This is a genomic window from Muricoccus harenae (assembly GCF_009848505.1).
Lineage (GTDB): Bacteria > Pseudomonadota > Alphaproteobacteria > Acetobacterales > Acetobacteraceae > Roseomonas > Roseomonas harenae.
In genome coordinates, this window is record NZ_WWDL01000036.1 from 33,920 (window position 1) to 52,531 (window position 18,612).

At 71.5% G+C, this 18,612-nt stretch carries 18 protein-coding genes and 1 pseudogene; 7 read left to right on the plus strand and 12 right to left on the minus strand.

Annotation, left to right across the window (positions count from 1 at the left end; translation table 11 throughout):
- Nucleotides 1-38: 38 nt before the first annotated feature.
- A complete protein-coding gene (locus GSE44_RS21280) occupies nucleotides 39-1,052 on the minus strand; it encodes a tripartite tricarboxylate transporter substrate binding protein (protein ID WP_159350848.1) in 1,014 nt (337 codons plus the stop codon).
- Nucleotides 1,053-1,169: 117 nt separating this feature from the next.
- Here GSE44_RS21280 and GSE44_RS21285 point away from each other — a divergent pair, with 117 nt between their 5' ends.
- From GSE44_RS21285 to GSE44_RS21295, 3 genes are all read left to right on the plus strand, one after another.
- Complete coding sequence (locus GSE44_RS21285) at nucleotides 1,170-1,640, plus strand: Lrp/AsnC family transcriptional regulator (RefSeq protein ID WP_159350849.1); 471 nt, start codon at nucleotides 1,170-1,172, stop codon at nucleotides 1,638-1,640.
- 69 nt (nucleotides 1,641-1,709) lie between these two features.
- Complete coding sequence (gene rpe / locus GSE44_RS21290) at nucleotides 1,710-2,411, plus strand: ribulose-phosphate 3-epimerase (protein ID WP_235925029.1); 702 nt, start codon at nucleotides 1,710-1,712, stop codon at nucleotides 2,409-2,411.
- Nucleotides 2,408-4,033: a heparinase II/III family protein gene (locus GSE44_RS21295; RefSeq protein ID WP_235925030.1), complete on the plus strand. Its 1,626-nt coding sequence runs from the start codon at nucleotides 2,408-2,410 to the stop codon at nucleotides 4,031-4,033. The genes rpe and GSE44_RS21295 overlap by 4 nt, the downstream gene beginning before the upstream one ends.
- A 215-nt stretch (nucleotides 4,034-4,248) precedes the next feature.
- On the opposite strand, the gene GSE44_RS21300 is transcribed toward GSE44_RS21295, so the two are convergent.
- The 11 genes from GSE44_RS21300 to GSE44_RS21350 all read right to left on the minus strand — a co-directional run bounded on the left by GSE44_RS21300 (nucleotide 4,249) and on the right by GSE44_RS21350 (nucleotide 15,887).
- Nucleotides 4,249-5,637, minus strand: coding sequence for an amidase family protein (locus GSE44_RS21300; protein WP_159350851.1), 1,389 nt, complete (start codon nucleotides 5,635-5,637; stop codon nucleotides 4,249-4,251).
- A gap of 53 nt (nucleotides 5,638-5,690) precedes the next feature.
- Complete coding sequence (locus GSE44_RS21305; RefSeq protein ID WP_159350852.1) at nucleotides 5,691-7,352, minus strand: hypothetical protein; 1,662 nt, start codon at nucleotides 7,350-7,352, stop codon at nucleotides 5,691-5,693.
- The gene (locus GSE44_RS26425) at nucleotides 7,349-8,251 is read right to left on the minus strand and encodes a WxcM-like domain-containing protein (protein ID WP_201306166.1); all 903 of its coding nucleotides are present in this window, start codon (nucleotides 8,249-8,251) and stop codon (nucleotides 7,349-7,351) included. Before GSE44_RS26425 ends, GSE44_RS21305 begins: the two co-directional genes overlap by 4 nt.
- Nucleotides 8,248-9,258, minus strand: a complete 1,011-nt coding sequence (locus GSE44_RS21315; RefSeq protein ID WP_159350853.1) for a glycosyltransferase — start codon at nucleotides 9,256-9,258, stop codon at nucleotides 8,248-8,250. The genes GSE44_RS26425 and GSE44_RS21315 overlap by 4 nt, the downstream gene beginning before the upstream one ends.
- A 223-nt stretch (nucleotides 9,259-9,481) precedes the next feature.
- The gene (locus tag GSE44_RS21320) at nucleotides 9,482-10,270 is read right to left on the minus strand and encodes an enoyl-CoA hydratase/isomerase family protein (RefSeq protein WP_159350854.1); all 789 of its coding nucleotides are present in this window, start codon (nucleotides 10,268-10,270) and stop codon (nucleotides 9,482-9,484) included.
- Nucleotides 10,267-10,917, minus strand: coding sequence for a 3-oxoacid CoA-transferase subunit B (locus GSE44_RS21325; protein WP_235925031.1), 651 nt, complete (start codon nucleotides 10,915-10,917; stop codon nucleotides 10,267-10,269). The genes GSE44_RS21320 and GSE44_RS21325 overlap by 4 nt, the downstream gene beginning before the upstream one ends.
- A 14-nt stretch (nucleotides 10,918-10,931) precedes the next feature.
- Nucleotides 10,932-11,612, minus strand: a complete 681-nt coding sequence (locus tag GSE44_RS21330) for a 3-oxoacid CoA-transferase subunit A (protein WP_159350856.1) — start codon at nucleotides 11,610-11,612, stop codon at nucleotides 10,932-10,934.
- A complete protein-coding gene (locus GSE44_RS21335; RefSeq protein ID WP_159350857.1) occupies nucleotides 11,609-12,457 on the minus strand; it encodes an isocitrate lyase/PEP mutase family protein in 849 nt (282 codons plus the stop codon). The genes GSE44_RS21330 and GSE44_RS21335 overlap by 4 nt, the downstream gene beginning before the upstream one ends.
- Nucleotides 12,454-13,041, minus strand: coding sequence for a 3'-5' exonuclease (locus GSE44_RS21340; RefSeq protein WP_159350858.1), 588 nt, complete (start codon nucleotides 13,039-13,041; stop codon nucleotides 12,454-12,456). Before GSE44_RS21340 ends, GSE44_RS21335 begins: the two co-directional genes overlap by 4 nt.
- A 405-nt stretch (nucleotides 13,042-13,446) precedes the next feature.
- Nucleotides 13,447-15,585, minus strand: coding sequence for an acetate--CoA ligase family protein (locus tag GSE44_RS21345; protein WP_235925032.1), 2,139 nt, complete (start codon nucleotides 15,583-15,585; stop codon nucleotides 13,447-13,449).
- Nucleotides 15,586-15,665: 80 nt separating this feature from the next.
- On the minus strand, nucleotides 15,666-15,887 hold the full coding sequence (locus GSE44_RS21350; RefSeq protein WP_159350859.1) for a hypothetical protein: 222 nt from the start codon (nucleotides 15,885-15,887) through the stop codon (nucleotides 15,666-15,668).
- 267 nt (nucleotides 15,888-16,154) lie between these two features.
- Here GSE44_RS21350 and GSE44_RS21355 point away from each other — a divergent pair, with 267 nt between their 5' ends.
- From GSE44_RS21355 to GSE44_RS21370, 4 genes and pseudogenes are all read left to right on the plus strand, one after another.
- Nucleotides 16,155-16,589, plus strand: coding sequence for a Tat pathway signal protein (locus GSE44_RS21355; RefSeq protein WP_235925034.1), 435 nt, complete (start codon nucleotides 16,155-16,157; stop codon nucleotides 16,587-16,589).
- A gap of 3 nt (nucleotides 16,590-16,592) precedes the next feature.
- Nucleotides 16,593-17,420, plus strand: coding sequence for a MotA/TolQ/ExbB proton channel family protein (locus GSE44_RS21360; protein WP_235925035.1), 828 nt, complete (start codon nucleotides 16,593-16,595; stop codon nucleotides 17,418-17,420).
- A gap of 6 nt (nucleotides 17,421-17,426) precedes the next feature.
- Complete coding sequence (locus tag GSE44_RS21365; protein WP_159350860.1) at nucleotides 17,427-17,879, plus strand: ExbD/TolR family protein; 453 nt, start codon at nucleotides 17,427-17,429, stop codon at nucleotides 17,877-17,879.
- 11 nt (nucleotides 17,880-17,890) lie between these two features.
- Nucleotides 17,891-18,612: pseudogene (locus GSE44_RS21370) on the plus strand (hypothetical protein); the annotation flags it as partial.

The following is an 18,612-nucleotide window of genomic DNA, read 5'->3' on the forward strand; positions in this document are numbered from 1 at the left end:
GGGAAGGCAGGGCCTTCCTGGAGACCACAAGCCCGCCTTCAGTCCACCCGCGCGCCCGATGCCTTCACGATGGCCGGCCAGCGGGTTGCCTCGGCGCGGATCAGCTCCGCGAAATCTGCCCTGCTGCCCGAGGCGAGTTCGAAACCCTGGGCACGCAGGTTGTCGGAGACCTCGGGCTTGGCGAAGGCCGTGCGGGTTTCGTCGTGGAGGCGCCGCAGGATCGGCTCCGGCGTGCCGGCGGGGGCCAGCAGGCCCTGCCAGGTGACCACCTCGAAGCCCGGGAAGCCGCTTTCGGCGATGGTGGGAACGTCCGGCAGGGCCGGGCTGCGCTGGAGGCCGGTGACGGCCAGGGCGCGGATGCGGCCTTCGCGGATGTGCTCGATGGCGGCGGGCAGTGTCACCAGCAGGCTGTCGATATGGCCGGCCACCAGGTCCACCACGGCGGGGCCGCCGCCGCGATAGGGCACATGGCTCGTCTGGAAGCCCAGGGTCTGGCCCAGCAGGATGCCGCCGAGATGGCCGATGCTGCCATTGCCCTGGCTGGCGAGGGTGACCTGGCCGTTCATCTCCTGCCCGAGGCGGCGGTATTCCGAGAGGCTCTTCGCCTCGAGCCCCTTCTTCACCACCAGCACCTGCGGGGCTCGCACCAGCTCCGCGATGGCCGCGAAGTCCCGCACGGGGTCGAAGCCGATCCTGGAATAGAGGGACGGGTTGATGGTCAGCGGGTCGGAGCCGATCAGCAGGGTCAGGCCGTCCGGCTTCGCCCGCGCCACCAGGTCGAAGGCGATGTTGCTGCCGGCGCCCGTGTGGTTCTCCACCACCACGGATTGGCCGAGCGGCCCGGTCAGGGCGCGGGCCGCGGTGCGGCCGAGGATATCGAGGCTGCCGCCTGGGGCGACCGGCACGATGATGCGCAGGGAGCGGTCTGGCCAGGCCGCCTCATTGGCCTGGGCCCAGGCGGGGCGGGCGCTGGCGGGGGTGGTGCCGAGCGCCAGCGGCGCGGGGAGGGCGGCCGCGAGGGCGAGGAGGCGGCGGCGGGAGAGGTCACGCATGGGGCAGTCCGGCGCAATCGTGAGGTTGGAGGTGGATTTTCTCCTTCAGCCCGATTAGTACTGCAACATAAAGATTTCTCGGCTTTGAATGGCCTTTTTAGGAGAAGGAATTGGCCCATGGCGACTGCGCCGGAGTTGGACTTGACCGACCGCGAGATCCTCCGGCTGATCCAGCGTGACGCGACGCTTTCCCTCGCCGCCATCGCGGCCGAGGTGGGTCTTACCCCCACCCCCTGCTGGAAGCGCATCCGGCGCATGGAGAAGGAGGGAGTCATTGCCGGGCGTGTCACCCTGCTGGACCCGGCGCGGGTGGGGCTACCGCTCTCGGTTTTCGTGGCGCTCGAGATCGGGGACCATTCGGCGGGATGGATCGAGACCTTCGCCCAGGCCGTCGCGGCCATGCCGGAAGTGCTGGAATGCTGGCGGATGGGCGGGGACGTGGACTACCTGCTGCGCGTCGCGGTGGAGGACATGCCGGCCTATGACGCCTTCTACCGGCGCCTCACCGCGGCCGTTCCCGGGCTGCGCAACGTGACCAGCCGCTTCGCCATGGAGAGGGTGAAGGGGACCACGGCCCTGCCGATCTGAGCCGTCCCGGTTGAATCAACGCGTTTCCCTGAGTTGATGCCCCAATCTCACTGCCGCATAACCCCCCGCGTGACACGCGCAGCCCCCAACCCCGTCCTCATCGCCCCCTCCCTCCTGGCCGCGGATTTCACGCGGCTGGCCGAGGAGGTCGCCGCCATCGAGCTGGCCGGCGCCGACTGGCTCCATCTCGACATCATGGACGGCCATTTCGTTCCCAACATCTCCTTCGGCCCGGCCATCGTGAAAGCGCTGCGGCCGAAGAGCCGCATGCCCTTCGACGTGCATCTGATGATCGCCCCGGCCGATCCCTATCTGGCGGCCTTCGCGGAGGCGGGCGCGGACCTGATCTCCCTGCATCCGGAGGCTGGGCCGCATCTGCACCGCTCGCTCCAGACCATCCGCTCGCTGGGCAAGAAGGCGGGGGTGGTGCTCAATCCGGCCACCCCGGTGGAGAGCGTCGCCCATGTGCTGGACCTCGTGGACCTCATCCTGGTCATGACGGTGAATCCAGGCTTCGGCGGGCAATCCTTCCTGGACAGCCAGCTCGCGAAGGTGGCCACGCTGCGCCGGATGATCGATGCCACGGGCCGTGACATCCACCTTCAGATCGACGGGGGGGTGACGGCGAAGACCGCGCCCCTTTGCATCGAGGCCGGGGCCGACGTGCTGGTCGCCGGCACCGCCGTCTTCGGCGCGCAGGACCGCGCCGCCGCCATCCAGGCTATTCGGGGCCCAGTGCGCGGCCAGGGGAATGAGGGGACCGCCGGATGAGCGGCAGCTGGCTGCGCGGCGCCCGCCGCACCCTTTCTGGCCTCAAGCCGATGCGCGTGCCCGAGGCGCCCTCCCGCGCCTTCCGGGACCTGTGGCCCGGCGATGCCGCCCGTGGCCAGCGCCTGCTGGAAGGTGAGCTGGAGGTGGCGGGCACCGTCCGCCCGCTGCCGGATGATCCTTCCGCCTTCGGCCCCACCGCCGGCAGCGCGCCTTGGCGCGCCGCCCTGCATGGCTTCGCCTGGCTGCGTGACCTGCGCGCCCTGGGCACCGATGCGGCGCGGATGCACGCCCGCGACATTGCCCGCGCCTGGCTGGAGGCGCCGGCGGCCGACCCGGTGGCGACGGCGCCCGAGGTGGTCGGCGCCCGGCTTTCCGCCTGGCTCGGGCATTGGGATTTCGTGGCTGCCACGGCTGAGGACGGCTTCCGCCGCGCGATGATGGCCCGGCTGGCCGCGGATGCGCGTGGCCTGGTCGTCATCCTGCCGGCCGAGCCGCGGCATCGCGGTGCGCTGGTGGCGCTGAAGGGGGCGCTGGCCGCCGCCGTGGCGCTGGAGGAGGAGCCCTGGCTCTCCCGCTGCCTGAAGCTGCTGCCCGCCGAGATCGACCGCCAGATCCTGCCGGACGGCGCCCATGTGGAGCGCAGCCCCGGCGTGCTGCTGCTGGCGCTGCAGGACCTGATCGAGATCCGGAACCTGCTGCATGGTGCCGGCATCGAGGCGCCGCCGCATCTGGCCCATGCGCTGGACCGCGCCGCCCCGGCGCTGCGCCTGTTCCGCCATGGCGATGGCGGTCTGGCCGCCTTCAACGGCACGCGCGAGGAGGCGGCGAGCCTGCTCGACCTGGTGCTCACCCAGGCCCAGGCGCGCGGGCGCGCGCCGCTCATCCTCGGCGATGCGGGGTTCCAGCGGCTCCAGGCCGGGCGCACGCTGGTGATCGCGGATTGCGGCCCACCCCCTTCGGCCAAGGGAGGCGGCATGGCGCCGGGCGGGTTGCCACGGGGTGCCGACCGGCAGCACCATGCGGGCACCCTGTCCTTCGAGATGTCCGTCGGGCGCGACCGGCTGATCGTGAATTGCGGCGCGGCGCCGGCCGCCGAGGGCGCCTGGCGCGATGCGCTGCGCGCCACCGCCGCCCATTCCACGCTGGTCCTGGCCGATACCAATAGCAGCGAGCTGACGGAGGAGGGCCTCGGCCGTCGCCCGGAGCATGTGGAGGCCGAGCGGCACGAGGCCAGCGGGGCGCAGTGGCTGGAAGCCACGCATGACGGCTGGAAGAAGAGCCTCGGCGCCATTCATCGCCGCCGGCTGTATCTCGCGGAATCCGGCGACGACCTGCGCGGCGAGGATCTGGTGGAGGCCGAGGCGCCGCCCGCCTTCACCGTGCGCTTCCATCTCCACCACAATGTCACTGCCACGCTGCACGAGGATGGCGGCTCGGTGCTGCTGCGCCTGCCTTCCGGCGCGGCCTGGCGGCTGCGCGCCCGGGGCGGCCGGATCTCGGTGGAGGACAGCGTGCAGATGTTCGGCGAGGCGCGGCCGACCACCCAGGTGGCCGTCGCCGCCGAGGCCGGTTCCGGCACCGTGCAATGGGCGATCGGGCGCGTGGCCGCCACCGAGGGCTGAGGGTACCGGAGGCTCTGCCTCCGGACCTTCGCCGGGGGCCGAACGCGGCCCCCGGCCCCGCGATCTGCTGGAGGCGCGGCTGAGGTCGGTGACCTCAGGCAACGGGCAGGCCTGCCCGCGGCCGAAAGCATCTGCCTGCGGCGTCCCGTTTCTAAAACCGAACGCGGGGTCCGGGAGGCGGCGCCTCCCGGTGGCCATCAGCCCGCCAGACGCCGCTACTCCACCGGAGCGATGGGCGCGCCCGCTGCCTCGATGATCACGCCCGCCTCCAGCAGGATGTCCTCACGATAGCGGCCGCCGACGAGCTGGACGCCGAGGGGCGCCGGGCCGGACAGGTCGGTGGTGACGGTCAGCCCGGGCAGGCTCATCAGCGGCAGGCCGAGCTGGGGGAGGATGGCTTCGACCACGCGTTCGAAGGCCTCGGGGGATTCCAGGTCCAGCAGGTCCGGGAAGGGCGGCTCGGCCGAGACGGGCATGAGGGCGACCGGGTAGCGCTCGAGGAAGAGGCTCCATTCCCGCAGGAAGCCGGCGCGGGCCTGGAGACCGTCCTGGAAGGCGTTCATGTCCGGCTCGGGGCAGAGGCGCTCCATCTGGGCGAAGATGAAGTTGGCGTCGGGGTCGTCCTCCGCCATCAGGGCCTTCTTCATGCCGCGGCGGCTTTCGGCGAGCCAGAGCATGGCCTGCAGCCGGGCGGGCTCGCGCAGGGGCGGGATGGGGGTTTCGGCGACGGTCCAGCCGGCATCCTGCAGGCGGCGGGCGGCGTCGCGCAGGGCGGCTTCCACCTCCGGCGTGGTGGGCATGCCTTCGGGGCGGATGCAGAGGGCGGCGCGCTTGGGGAAGGCCGGGCCTTCGAGCGGGGCGGGAACCCACCAGGGGTCGCGCGGATCCGGGGCGGACATGGCCTGCAGGGCAAGGCGGATATCGGCGATGCTGCGGGCGATGGGGCCGGAGACGGCCATGAGCTGGGCGCCGATGGCGCGTTCCGCCGAGGAGGGATTCCAGGCGGGGATGCGGCCGATGGTGGGGCGCAGCCCCTGAACGCCGCAGGCATAGGCGGGGTAGCGGACCGAGCCGCCGATATCCGTGCCATGGCCGATGGCGCCGATGCCCGCCGCGACCGCCGCTGCCGCGCCGCCGGAGGACCCGCCGGGGGTGAGGGCGTGATTGCGCGGGTTCTTCGTGTGGCCGTGCAGGGAGTTGCGCGTGAACCAGTGGAGCGAGAAGGCGGGGGTGTTGGTGCGGCCGATGATGACGGCGCCGGCGCGGCGAAGATTGGAGACGACGGGATTGTCGGCCTGCGCGACCAGGTCCTTCTGGATGCGCAGCCCGTTGGTGGTGGCGTGGCCCTTCTGGTCCACATTGACCTTGGTGGTGACGGGCACCCCGGCCAGCGGGCCGGGATCCTCGCCGCGCGCGATGGCGGCGTCCACGGCGCGGGCGGCGGTCAGCGCCTCCTCGGGCATGAACTGCACGACGGCGTTGATGGCGGGGTTCGCTTGGTCCAGCCGGGCGAGGGCGTCGCGCGCCACCTCCTCGGCGGAAAGGTCACGCTTGCGGATGCGGTCCGCGATTTCGCTCGCCGTCAGGCGCCAGAGTTCCGTCATGGGGGCGCATGACATACCGGCTTGGCGCGCTTGTCCAATGCGGGGCGCCGGGATCAAGGAATGGCGGCGTCCTGCCTCAGGGGCCTGCTCCGGAGCCAGTGCACGGGGTAGCCGGCGAAGTCGGCCGCATCCAGGACCGGCGGAATGGTGATGTGCCGTCCATCGAAACGCAGGATGCGGATGGCGGGAAAGGGCCCGGTGCCGGGACCGATCCGCAGGTTCGAGGCGTGTCCGTCCTCCAGCACCACGCGGGACCAGGCCTCGCGGTCCCAGTCCTTCCGGCGGTCCTCGTCATGCTGCAGCACGCGCAGCCCGAAATCCCGCCCCAGGAACCAGATCGGCGCGACGCGATAGGACATGACGTCGGGCGTGACGAGCCGCACGCCCTCCTCGACCAGGATGACGAAGTTGAAGGGCGCTCCCGGCGGCACGCGCGCGGCCAGGGCGGCGACCTGCGCCCTCATCGCGCTCTCATGAGCCGAAGCGACGCTCTGGACGTTGTTGTAGCCGAGCGAGGCGAGAAGCAGCCACCCGGCCGCCACCCCCGTCACCGCCGCGAGCCCGAGTTTGCGGAACCGTGCCGAAAGCGGCAGCGCCGCGCAGAGCAGTGCCGCGGCACCGGTCCAGAGCAGCGGGCGCCAGCCCTGGTCCACCATCGGCCAGCGCAGCCCGACGGTCCAGGTACCGGACATGGACTCAATCAGCAGCGTCGGCAGGACCAGCCCCGCCGTGATTGCCAGCACCAGCGCTGCGTCCCGCAGCCGCGCCGGCGCCTCGCTCCGCAGAACAAGGAGTTGCAGCCCGGCCGCGGCAAGGCCGAACAGGACCGCCAGCCCGATCCCCGCCCAGCCCAGGACCGCCATCCCCCGGCCTGCGAAGGGAATGTAGCGCGTTAGCGCGACCCCCTCCCACAGCGAGGAGGGCAGGTTCCTAAGCAGCAGCGACGGGTTCAGCGCATAATACTCGGCCATGGCCGGGTTCTGCGTGGTTTTCCAGGCCAGCACGAAGGCGGCGAGCAGCAGCGGATAGGGCAGGACCTCCATCGCCGTGCCGGCGAGACGGCGCGGCAGGCTCCCCTGCGGCGCGGCGGGATGCAGCAGCGAGAGCAGGCCGATGCCGACCACGGCCCCCACCTGGAAGGTGTAGCTGCCGAAGGCCGCGAACCAAAGAAAGAGGGAGAGCCCGTACCAGCCCGGCGCGCGCCGGCCGCCATTCACCCAGGCGGCGAAGGCGGCGATCGAAAGACAGCTCAGCGAGAGCGCGCCTATGAAGTTCCAGGCGATCTGGTCGGGCGAGGTGTGCAGCACCCAGGCAGCGCTCAGCATGCCCGCCCCGAGCGCGATGCCGCGCGCCCGCCCCTGCGTGGCCGTCCAGACCATGAGATAGACGGAGACCCCGAGCAGCGGCTGCACCAGCAGCCGCGTGAGATAGGGCCCGTTCGCGCCGTTGGCATAGAGCGCGCGCAGCGGGATGTACCACCAGGGCGAGAGCGGGTTGCGGTCGTTCATCGCCCAGAAGGCCTGGGCGCGGGCCGAGGCGTTGGGCGCGGAGAGGATGAGGAGCCAGTTATAGTCCTCCCCCATCGCGCCGATCCGCAGCCCGAAGGGCAGGCCGAGGCGGCGCAGGATTGCGAAGAGCGCGACGGTCGCGACCGAGGCGAGGAGGATCAGCGCGATATCGGTCAGCACGCCGCGCCGCTGAGCGCCAAAGGTCACGCGTCGGTGCTCCCCAAGAAGAGGCCGTAATCCGCCACACGCTCCCCCGGGTCATAGGCCTCGCTCGCCAGCACTAGCAGGGCGGCGTCGGCGGTGTGGCCGTATTGCAGGGTCCATGTGCCGGGCGGCACATGCAGGCCGACGTCGGACCCGGCCAGCCGGACAGCGTGGCGGCAACGGCCGTCATCCATCGCGACCGTCACGGCACCCTGAGTGGCGATGAGGAACTGGTGGGAGCGGCGATAGGCGCCGCCGCCGCGCGCCCAGCCATCGGGGGTGCCGTCGATCACATAGAGGCGGCGTGGCGTGAAGGGCAGCGCCGCTTCCAGCGGCCAGTGGGAGAGGCGGCCCCGTGGGTCACGGTGGGAGTCGGTCACGATCACGCGGCAGGGGGCATCCTGCGGCAGGTTGCGCGGTTCCACGGCGGCTTCCACGCCGGCATAGCCGACGATCCGCGCTGGGTTTCCCACCACGACGGCATTGGCCGGCACATCGGCCGTGATCACGGTGCCCGCACCGACCATGGCGCCCTGGCCGATGGTCAGGCCCGGCAGGATGGTGGCATTCGCGCCGATGGAGACGCCGCGCTGCAAGGTGGTGGGCGGCAGCGCCTCCCGCTGCACCCGGCTGCGGGGGAACATGTCGTTGGTGAAGGTGGCGTTGGGGCCGATGAAGACGTCATCCTCCACCCGCAGCCCGTCCCAGAGCTGGACGCCGCATTTGATCGTCACGCGGTCGCCAGTGACGACGTCGTTCTCGATGAAGACGCCGTCGCAAATGTTGTTGTCGGCGCCGATCACCGCGCCGGGCAGGATATGGGCGAAGGCCCAGACGCGCGTGCCGGATCCGATGGACGTGCTCTCGCACAATGCGTTGGGGTGGATGCGGGGCAGGCTCACGCCGGGCGCTCCGCGCCGATCCGGTCCATGTCGTGGCGTGGGTCATGGCGCGGGATTGTGGCTGCGACGACGGGTGCGGCATCGTTGACCTCGCGCCGCGCGACGATCGCATTCGGACGGCCCCGCACGTTCTCGCTGATGCGCCAGACATAGATGCCGATGATGCCAAGAGAGAGCAGCGTCATGAAGCCGAAGAAGAGGACCGCGATCATGATGGGCACGTAGCCCTCCACCGGAATGTCGCGGAACAGCCAGGCAAGGAGGACCACAATGGCGGTGACGACGGAGAGTGCGCCGCCCACTGCACCGATGCCAACGAGCAGGGTGATCGGCAGGTCGGAGAAGGCGAAGACGCTGTCCACGAAGTAGCGCAGGCGCTTGGCGAAGACCCAGGCGCTGGTGCCCTTGGTGCGGGCGCGGCGGTCATAGGGCACTTCAAGCCGCCGGAATCCGACCCAGAAGAGCTGTCCGATAAGCGAGCCCGAGCGTTCGTCGAGCGCGAGAAGGGCGGTGCGCACCGCTTCGTTGCAGCCGAAGATGTCCACGCCTCCGGCCGGCACCTCGTGGATCACGAAGCGCCGGTAAAGACGCCAATAGGTCTTGGAGAGGAAGCGCGAGAATCCGGGATCCTGTCGGGAGGCGCGCACGCCGAGGCAAAGATCGGCCTGGTCATTCCGCAGCGATTCGAAGAATCGTTCCGCCAGCTCGGGCGGTTCCTGCAGATCGGCCGCCATGACGGCGAAATAGCGGCCGCGCGCGGCCGTCAGGCCTTCGCGGATGGCGGCGAAGGCGCCGAAGTTGCGCGACAGGGAAATGAGCTGCGTGGGAAAGCCGAGATTTGGCAGCGTGGCGCGCAGGATCGTCTCGCAATGATCCGGCGATGCATCCACCACCAGAACCGCTTCGAAGCCTGGAATACGCGACGCCAGCCCGGTGAGCGCCTCGATGAGGTCCGGCAGGTTTTCCTCATTCCGGTAGATCGGAACGATGAGCGAACAGGTGATCATGGAACTCGCGCCGGCGGAAGTGGCGCGCTCATAGCAGCACCCTCCCAACCGGGCAATTGCAGAACGTTTCGGGCAATGATTCCGTCAACGCCGCTTCGGATCGTGAAGCGCGTTGGATGGAGGAGAACGCGGCTAGTTCAGTCTGCGGCTGGTGATAGGCCCGCAGACCTTGCCCCGCGCCTTCCCAGCAAGGAAGCCGCGGAGCGTAAAGGTTCCCCAATCGTCAGCTCCCGGCGAACTTCGGCTCGCGCTTCTCCATGAAGGCGGCGCGGCCTTCCTTGTGGTCGTCGGAGAGGAAGAGGAGCGTCTGGAAGTGGCGTTCCGTCTCCAGCGCGGCGTCGAGCCCCGCAGCGAGCATGGACTTGGTGAGTGCCATCGGCGTCGGCGCCTGGGTGGCGAGGAAGCGCGCGCGCTCCATCGCCACCGGCAGTGCCTGGCCGCGCGGAACCACTTCTTCCACCAGGCCGATGCGCTCGGCCTCGGTCGCCGTCAGCTGCTGGTGCAGCATCAGGATCTTGCGCGCGCGGCCTGTGCCGATGCGGAGCGGCAGGGTGAAGGGCAGGCCGAGATCGCCCATCAGCCCGACCTTGCCGAAGCCCGCCATGAAGCGGCTGTCCTCGGCGGCGACGATGATGTCGCAGGCGCAGGCGAGGGACAGGCCGGCGCCGACGCACCAGCCTTCCACCGCCGCGACCACGGGCTTGGTGCCGGCGGCGAGGATGCGGATGGAGCGGTAGGCGCGGCGCAGGCGCTCGCGGCCGGCGAGCGCGTCACGCGTATCCATGCCGGAGATGTCGCCGCCCGAGCAGAACACGCCGGAGGCGCCGGTGACGACGATGGCGCGGATGGAGGCGTCGCCTTCGGTTTCCTCCAGCACCTCGGCCAGCCGCTCGCGCAGCGGCAGGGCCAGGGCGTTGCGGCGCGCCGGGTAGTCGAGGGTGATGACCAGCACCGCGCCGTCGCGCTCGGCGTGGAGGGCGATGCCTTCCGGCAGGACCGTCGCGGCGCTCATGCCGACACCTTCGCATCCTGCAGCGGCGCGGCGGTGACGCTGCGCAGATGCTCCATCGTCACGCCCGGGGCGAGGTCGCGCACGACGAAGCCTTCCTCGGTCACGTCCAGCACGGCGAGGTTGGTGTAGATGCGGGACACGGCCCTCATGGCGGTGAGCGGGTAGGAGCACTTCTCCACCAGCTTCGGGCGGCCGTCCTTCGTCGTGTGCTCCATCATCACCCAGACGCGCTTGGCGCCGGCGGCGAGGTCCATGGCGCCGCCGACGGCGGGGGCGGTGTCATTCTCGCTGGTTGCCCAGTTCGCGATGTCGCCATTGCTGGCCACCTCGAAGGCGCCGAGGACGCAAAGATCGATATGGCCGCCGCGAATCATGGCGAAGCTGTCGGCATGATGGAAGTAGGAGCCGCCGGGATGCAGCGTGACGGGCTGCTTGCCGGCATTGATGAGCCAGGCGTCCTCCTTGCCCTTCTCGGGCGCGGGGCCCATGCCGAGGATGCCGTTCTCCGAGTGCAGCACCACCTCGCGCTCGGGCGGGACATGGTCGGCCACCAGTGTTGGGATGCCGATGCCGAGATTGCAGTACCAGCCTTCGGGAATGTCGGCCGCGACGCGGCCGGCCATCTGGGTGCGGGACCAGGGTTCCATCGCTGCTTCCTCCATCAGGCCCAGGGGGCGCTGCGCTTCACGTTCAGCACGCGGTTCACGAAGATGCCCGGAGTCACCACGCGCTCGGCGTCGATTTCGCCGAGCTCGACGATATTGTGCGCCTGCACGATGGTGAGCTTGCCAGCCATCGCCATCACCGGGTTGAAGTTCCGCCCACTGCGGCGATAGGCGAGATTGCCCCAGCGGTCGGCCTCCCATGCCTCCACCAGTGCGACGTCGCCGGGCAGGGCCAGCTCCATCACATGCGGGCGGCCGTTGAACTCGCGCTGCTCCTTGCCCTGGCCGAGCTTGGTGCCCGCGGCCGTGGGGGTGAAGAAGGCGGGGATTCCGGCGCCGGCGGCGCGCATGCGCTCGGCCAGCGTGCCCTGGGGAACGATCTCAAGCTCCAGCTTGCCGGCCTTGTACAGCTCCTCGAACACGACCGATCCGGCGCTGCGCGGAAAGGAGCAGATGATCTTGCGGACGCGGCCCAGCTCCATGAGGCGCGCGAGGCCCGTGCGGCCGGTGCCGGCATTGTTGCAGACGACGGTGAGGTCGGTCGCGCCCTGCTCGATCAGGCCTTCGATCAGGTCGTCAGGCTGGCCCGCGGCGCCGAAGCCGCCGATCAGCACGGTGCTGCCGTCCTTCACGCCCTCCATGGCGGCGGCCATGTCACGGACGATCTTGTCGATCACTGCTGCTTCTCTCCCGAAGTCATGAATTGCGCGATGCGGTCATAGGGGGTGAGGGCGGCGATGGCGGGAAGGTCACCCGCCATCAGGGAACGCCCCGCCTCCAGGGCCGCGCCATAGGCGGCGCGGGCGATGGCGCCGCCGACGCTGACGCGGCGGACGCCGAGCTCGGCCAGGCGCGCGAGCGGCAGGGCGCCGCTGCGTGGGCCGATCAGCACGTTCACGGGCTTGGGTACGACGGCCTTCACCACCGCGGCGATGGCGGCCCCGTCCGGCAGGCCGGGGGCGTAGAGGCAATCGGCGCCGGCCTCGGCGAAGGCGACGAGGCGGCGGATGGTGTCCTCCAGGTCCGGGCGGCCGTGCAGGAAGTTCTCGGCGCGGGCGGTGAGGATGAAGGGGTGTGGGGCGGCGCGGGCGGCCTTCGCCGCGGCGGCGATGCGGGCGACGGAAGCGTCGAAGCCATGGATCGGGGCGGCGGGGTTCGCCGTCGTGTCCTCGATGCTGCAGCCGCAGAGGCCGGCCGCGATGGCGGCGGTGACAGTGGCGGCGGCATCCTCGGGCGCGGGGCCGAAGCCGTCCTCGAGATCGGCGGAGACGGGGAGGTCGGTCGCGGCGATCAGGGCGCTTGCATTGGCCAGCGCCTCATCCCGCGAGATGGCGGCTTCCATGTCCCGGCGGCCGAGCATGAAGGCGAGGCCGGCCGAGGTGGTGGCGACAGCCTGGAAGCCGAGCCCGGCCATGAGCTTCGCGCTGCCGGCATCCCAGGCATTGGGCAGGGCGAAGCAGCCGTCCGCGTGCAGGGCGCGGAAGCGCTCGGCCTTCTCCCCGGTCAAGCGGCCAGGGGTCATGCGGCCATCTCCTCCGTGCGGTCGTTGGTGAAGCCGTGCAGGCGCATGGGGGCGGGGGGCAGATCGTGCAGATGGCGCAGGATGTTGGCGGCGAGCCAGGCATCCTCCAGAGCGCCGTGCAGCGTGCCTTCGCGCCCCAAGCCGCAGGCGGCGGAGGCATGGGCGAGGCCGGCGCGTTCGCCTGGACGGTGCCGGCGCCAGCCGAGCATGGTGCAGAATTCGCCGGACCAGGGGCGGGGCATGTCCAGCCGGTCGAATTCAGCGCCCAGCATACGGCGGTCGAAGGAAAGGTTATGGGCGCAGCCGAGCGCGCCGCCGAAGAAATCCGCGATCTCCTCCGCATGGGCGGCGAAGGTGGGCTGTTGCGCGAGGAAGGCGTCGGAGAGCCCGTGGACGCGGTAGGCGCCGAAATGGCAGCGGATGCCGGGGGCGAAGACGAGGTGCAGCGTCGCCTCGGGCTCCAGCGCCGCGTCGAGCCGGACGGCGCCGAGGGAGACGACCCGGTCCTGGCCGGAGATGCCCGTGGTCTCGGTATCGAAGACGATGATCGGGCGGCGGGAAAGCGCGCCGGTCGGGTGCGACATGTCCTTTCCTCCGTCCCTTGCGGGCGCAACCTGCCACAGGAGGGCGGAGGCGTCTCCCCCGGGAGCCGGCTGGGGGAAAGACCGGGGGAGCGCGCGACTGGCGGGGCTTGCCGGCCATGTGGCGCAGTGGGCGCGGAGTTGCGGTGCGCGCGGCCGGTTTTGTCGCCGAACTGGCGGCGATGTCGTTCCAATCCTGACCAGGATTCGCCTACCGCATTCCGCGGTATCCGCTAGCTTTGGCGGTGGATGCTGTGGCGGGTCCAGAGGCGGACCCCGCAAGCTCGGTCCCCATGGGGTCGCTCCCCGCACGACCCGGCCATGGCAGCCTCCGTCACCGCAGGGCCGTTGCTGCCGGATGGGCTTGTGCGCGGGAGTCCAGCGGTGTCCCTCGGCCCGACGGCTGCGCTAATCCCTCGATGCCAGCTCGATCACCGCATCCGCCGCCCATGCCCCCTGGCCCTCGGGCAGGACCAGCATCGGGTTCACATCCGCCGAAGAAAGCCGCTCCCCCGCCGCCATGGCGAAGGCGGACAGGGCTGAGAGGGCGCGGGCCAGGGCAGGGACATCGGCGCGGGGCCGGCCGCGGGCGCCGTCCAGCAAGGGGAAGCCGCGGAGGGAGCGGATCATCGCCTCCGCTTCCGTGACATCCACCGGGCAGCGGCGGAGGGCGACGTCGCGCAGGATCTCGATGAAGACGCCGCCGAGGCCGACCATGACGACGGGGCCGAAGACCGGATCGCGGCTGATGCCGAGGGCGACCTCCACCGCGCCGCTGATCTGGCGGGCGATGAGAACGCCGGTGACGCGGGCGCCGGGGGCATTCTCCGCCGCGTTCCACATCAGGCGTTCGTAGCTGGCGCGGACGGCGTCCTCGTCGCCTACGTCCAGCAGGACGCCGCCGACCTCCGACTTGTGGAGGATGTCGGGGGAGAGAAGCTTCATCACCACGGGGAAGCCGATGGCGCGGGCGGCCTCGACGGCCTGTTCCATGCCGGTGGCGGTGGCTTCGGGCACGGCGGGGATGCCGGCCGCGGCGAGGAGGCGCTTGGCCTCGGCCTCGTTCGGGGTGGTGGCCGGCAGCGTGGTGGCGGGGAGCGGGACCGTGGCGCGCGGCGGGCGGGCGAAGGCGGCGCCGAAGCGGCCTTGGGCGGCCAGGGCGACGACGGCGCGGTAGGGGTCCTCGAAGACCAGATAGCCATCGGCCTCGTATTCCCGGATCCGCTCGGGGGGCGCGATGACGCTGAGGGCCCAGATGCGGTCGGGGTGGTCGACCCGCACCGCGTTCAGCTCGGCCCGCAGGCGGGGGGCGAGGGCGGGGGAGGCGCCGACATTGGTGAAGAAGGCGATCAGGCTGGTGTAGCCGCCATCCTCCACCATGCTGCGGGCGAAGGCGCCCACCATGGACATGTCGTTGAAGATCTGGGCGGTGCAGTCCACCGGGTTAGACGGGTTGCTGAAGGGGATCAGCGCGCGGAGCTTCGCCTGGGCCTCCTCCGGCATGGGCGGCATGGGCAGGACCTGCTCCTCCGCCGCGTCCGAGATCATCACGCCCGCGCCGCCGGAGATGGAGACGACGCCCAACGTGTTGGCCACCGGGTAGATGCGCGGGGTGGCGGCGTAGCAGACGTCCAGCAGCTCCTCGGTGTTGCGGGCGCGGTGGACGCCGAATTCCTCCAGCGCCACGGAGGTCACGGCGTCATCGCCGGCGATGCTGGCGGTGTGGGACTGGGCGGCATGGGCGCCGAGGGCGGAGCGGCCGACCTTCATCATCACCACCGGCTTGCGGGCGCGGCGGGCGGCCTCCAGCGCGGCGAGGAAGCGGGGGCCCTCGCGCACGCCCTCGGAATAGGCGGCGATGATCTCGATGCTGTCATCCTCGGCCAGCCAGCCAATGGCATCGCCCAGCGTCACCTCGGCCTCGTTGCCGGTGGTGATCAGGATGGGGGTGGCGATGCCGCGGTTGCGGGCGGCGCCGAACAAATGGGTGCCGTAGGCGCCGGACTGGCTGGCGATGCCGATGCGCCCGCGCCCGGCGATCGGCTCCACCGGCCAGCCGCTGTCGAAGGAGGAGGTGAAGATCGGGAAATAGCCGAGGGGAGCGTTGAACAGGCCCAGGCAGTTGGGGCCAAGCAGGCGCATGCCATGGGAGCGGGCGATGGCGACCAGGCGTTCCTGAGCCTGACGCCCGGCCTCGTCCACCTCGGCGAAGCCGGCGGTGAAGACGATGGCGGCGGGGCAGCCGCGGCGGCCCAGCGCATCCACCGCCGCCTCGGCCGCCGCGCCGGGGACGGCGACGATGGCGGCGTCCGGCGTGCCGGGCAGGGCGGCGACATCGGGGAAGGCAGGCAGGCCCTGCACCGTCTCCCGCTTCGGGTTCACCGGCCAGAGGGGGCCGGCGAAGCCGCGCTGGATCATGCTGTGGATGGGGCGGCCGCCGATGCGGGTGGGCTCGTCCGAGGCGCCGATGACGGCGACGCTGCGCGGGGCCACCATCGGGCGAAGCGAGGCGAAGTTGGTTCCCGCGCCCATGCCGCCATCTGCCATCCGACATCCTCCCTCGAGACTGGCCCTGCGGCCGGGCTGGGGAGGCTGCCCGGAGCCTCGGGCGGGGGCAAGCCTGGGGGTCAGGACGCCTCGTCGTCCTTGTCCTTCTCCTCGTCCTCGTCCTCGTCGAAGGAAACCTCGGCGCCGCCCACGACGGCGAGGCAATCGGCATAGGTGGAGAGGATCCAGTCGCGGTCCTGCTCCGCCTTGTCCTCGCTGGACTCCATGATGATGCGCAGCAGGGCGAGGGCCACCGCCGGTTCGCTGTCGCCCTCGATCTCGATTTTCGGCAGGTCGGTCATGGGGGTTCCTTTCATGGCGCCGGCCATTGGGCGGCGCGCTTCTGCTGCATGTAACGCCGCAGGGGGTGCCTGACATGGTGCAGCGCAGGCGGGAGGCAGGGGATCACGGGGAGTTGGCGGAATAACTGCAAATCGTTCTCAACCGCGTTGCATCCCCTGTGCAGGTGCGATACAGGCTGGCCTCCGACTTGCGCATCGCGGGCGCCCGGTCCGGGTTCCGCGCTGGGCACCCGCCTGGTCGGGAGAGTTGCAAGGACGCGCAGAGACATGCCCCTCGCCCGCCCCGTCTGGTTCCTGCCGATGCTGCTGCTGGCGGGGCTGGCCCAGGCTCAGACCCCCGATCCGGCACCGGACCAGCCGTCCAAGGTCTCGGTGGAGCTGAACCGGCTGGAAGCCCGGAACGAGGGCTGCCGGGTGTGGATGCGCGTCGCCAATCCCGGTGCGGCGGTCGATCCGTTGCGGCTGGATCTGGTGATCTTCGGCAAGGATTCCGTGGTCAACCGGCGCCTCGCCCTCGATCTCGGGCCGCTGCCGGCGGAGAAGACCATGGTCCGGATCTTCGATCTGGCCGGCACGCCCTGCGACGGTGTCGGCACCATCCTGCTGAATGACGTGCTGGCCTGCGGGCCGGATGCCGCGCCGGCCTGCCTGGCGCGGCTCGCGGTCAGTTCGCGCGCCCAGGGCGTGGCACTGGAGAAGTAGGCCATGAACCCTAATGCCCCTGCCGCCCCGGCGGCCAGCTCCGCCCCCGCGATGCCCGCCGCGCCCCCCATGTCGGCCGTGACGGCGGTGGACCCTGCCCTGGCGGGCGCCGCGACGCCGGCCGTGCCGGGCGCCGGATCGGCCGCGCAGGACCTGGCTCATGCAGCGGTGGGGCATGACCTTTCGCCGCTGGCGCTGTTCCTGCAGGCCGACCCGATCGTGAAGGGGGTGATGCTGCTGCTGCTGATCGCCTCCATCGCCTGCTGGGGCATCATCATCGAGAAGATGGTCGCCACCCGCCGCCTGCGGGCCGAGACGCGCCGGCTGGCCGGGGCTGCGACCGGGGCGGTGACGCCCGATACGGGTTTGGCGGCCGAGGTGATCCGCGCCGGCGCCCGGGAATGGCATGACGGGCGCGACCCGTCCGAGAGTCGCGGCGAGTATCGCGAGCGGATGGAATACGCGATGCGCGCCCCGCTGGTCGCCGCCTTCCGCGCGGCGGAGCCGGGGCTGCCGCTGCTGGCGACGATCGGCGCGGTCGGGCCCTTCATCGGGCTGTTCGGCACGGTCTGGGGCATCATGAACTCCTTCTCCGGCATCGCCAGCAGCGGCGACACCAGCCTGGCCGTGGTGGCGCCCGGCATTGCGGAGGCGCTGTTCGCCACCGCCATCGGGCTGGTCGCGGCGATCCCCTCGGTGATGGCCTACAACCGCTTCACGGTGACCTTCGCGCGGCTGCGCCAGGGGGCCATGGCCTCGATCTCGGAGCTGGCGGCGGGGATGGCACGGCGGTCGGCGCCCTCCCGGGCTGCCGCGCACGCGGCGGAGTAGCCCCGGATGGCGATGTCCGTGGGCGGGCGCGGCAGGGATGATGACGACGATGCCGCGCCGATGGGCGAGATGAACGTCGCGCCGCTGGTGGACGTGATGCTCGTGCTGCTGATCGTCTTCATGGTGGCGGCGCCGATGATGACAGTGGGCGTGCCGGTGAACCTGCCGCGCACTGCCGCCGCGCGCACCTCCTCCTCCAACCCGCCCGTGGTGCTGACGGTGGCGCCGGGCAACCGGCTGTATATCCGGCAGGAGGAGGTGACGGCGGAGCAGCTGACGCAGCGGCTGGTCGCGCTGCACGAGGCCGATCCCGAGGCGCCGGTGCATGTGCGCGGCGACCGCACCGTGCCCTATGGCGACGTGCTGCGGGTGATGGGGCGGGTTTCCCGCGCCGGGATCAGCCGCGTATCGCTGATCGCCGAAGCCGATCCCGCCGCCGCCGCGGTGCAGGCGCGCTGAGAAAGGGCGGCATGGAACACCTTCTCGCCGAGAAGCCCCGGACATTGCCGCCGATGCCGCCACTTGGGCTGCCCCTTGGGGAGCCCGCCGGGCCGCCGCCGGCGGTGCTGGCTGCCGCGATGCGCGCGGCCTTCCAGCCGCCGCCGGCGGCGCCCCGGCGCGGGTGGCGCCGTTTCCTGCGCCCGGCGGCCTGGGGGCTTTCGGCCCTGGTGCATGTCGCGCTGGTCGTGCCGCTGCTGATTCCCTCCGAGCGTGCCGGCGATGTCGCGCCGGCGCTCGAGGTGGAGACCATGGCGGCGCCCGAGCCGATGCCGGTGACGGAGCCGACCGAGGTGACGGAGCAGGCGGCCGCCCCGGCCCCGCCCGAGGCCGTGCAGCCGCCGCCACCCGACGCCGCCCAGCCCCCGCCCCCCGAATTCACGGCCCCGCCGCCTCCGGAGGCCGTGCAGCCGCCCCCGCCCGAGACCGTGGCCGCCGCGCCGCCCGTGCCGGCTCCGCCGCCGCCGCCGGACCAGGTGGCGATGGTCGAGCCTGACGAGGCGGTGCCACCCGAGCCGGACTTTTCGCCGCCGCCTGACGCGCCGCCCGTGCAGGCGGCCGAGGCGCCGCCGGTGGAGGTGGCGGAGCCCGTGCCGATGCCGCCGCCGCCGGCCCCGCCGCCGCCCCCCCTGCAGCATGCGCGCCCCGCGCCGCGCCCGACACCGCCGCAGCCGCGCCGGCAGATCGGAAGAGC

Coding starts and splice junctions, on each gene's coding strand:
- GSE44_RS21280 (WP_159350848.1), bottom strand. CDS start 1,052: ATGCGTGACCTCTCCCGCCGCCGCCTCCTCGCCCTCGCGGCCGCCCTC.
- GSE44_RS21300 (WP_159350851.1), bottom strand. CDS start 5,637: ATGACGGAACTCTGGCGCCTGACGGCGAGCGAAATCGCGGACCGCATC.
- GSE44_RS21360 (WP_235925035.1), top strand. CDS start 16,593: ATGAACCCTAATGCCCCTGCCGCCCCGGCGGCCAGCTCCGCCCCCGCG.
- GSE44_RS21365 (WP_159350860.1), top strand. CDS start 17,427: ATGGCGATGTCCGTGGGCGGGCGCGGCAGGGATGATGACGACGATGCC.
- GSE44_RS21345 (WP_235925032.1), bottom strand. CDS start 15,585: ATGGCAGATGGCGGCATGGGCGCGGGAACCAACTTCGCCTCGCTTCGC.
- GSE44_RS21335 (WP_159350857.1), bottom strand. CDS start 12,457: ATGACCCCTGGCCGCTTGACCGGGGAGAAGGCCGAGCGCTTCCGCGCC.
- GSE44_RS21355 (WP_235925034.1), top strand. CDS start 16,155: ATGCCCCTCGCCCGCCCCGTCTGGTTCCTGCCGATGCTGCTGCTGGCG.
- GSE44_RS21320 (WP_159350854.1), bottom strand. CDS start 10,270: ATGAGCGCCGCGACGGTCCTGCCGGAAGGCATCGCCCTCCACGCCGAG.
- GSE44_RS21295 (WP_235925030.1), top strand. CDS start 2,408: ATGAGCGGCAGCTGGCTGCGCGGCGCCCGCCGCACCCTTTCTGGCCTC.
- GSE44_RS21340 (WP_159350858.1), bottom strand. CDS start 13,041: ATGTCGCACCCGACCGGCGCGCTTTCCCGCCGCCCGATCATCGTCTTC.
- GSE44_RS21350 (WP_159350859.1), bottom strand. CDS start 15,887: ATGACCGACCTGCCGAAAATCGAGATCGAGGGCGACAGCGAACCGGCG.
- GSE44_RS21285 (WP_159350849.1), top strand. CDS start 1,170: ATGGCGACTGCGCCGGAGTTGGACTTGACCGACCGCGAGATCCTCCGG.
- GSE44_RS21325 (WP_235925031.1), bottom strand. CDS start 10,917: ATGGAACCCTGGTCCCGCACCCAGATGGCCGGCCGCGTCGCGGCCGAC.
- GSE44_RS21315 (WP_159350853.1), bottom strand. CDS start 9,258: ATGATCACCTGTTCGCTCATCGTTCCGATCTACCGGAATGAGGAAAAC.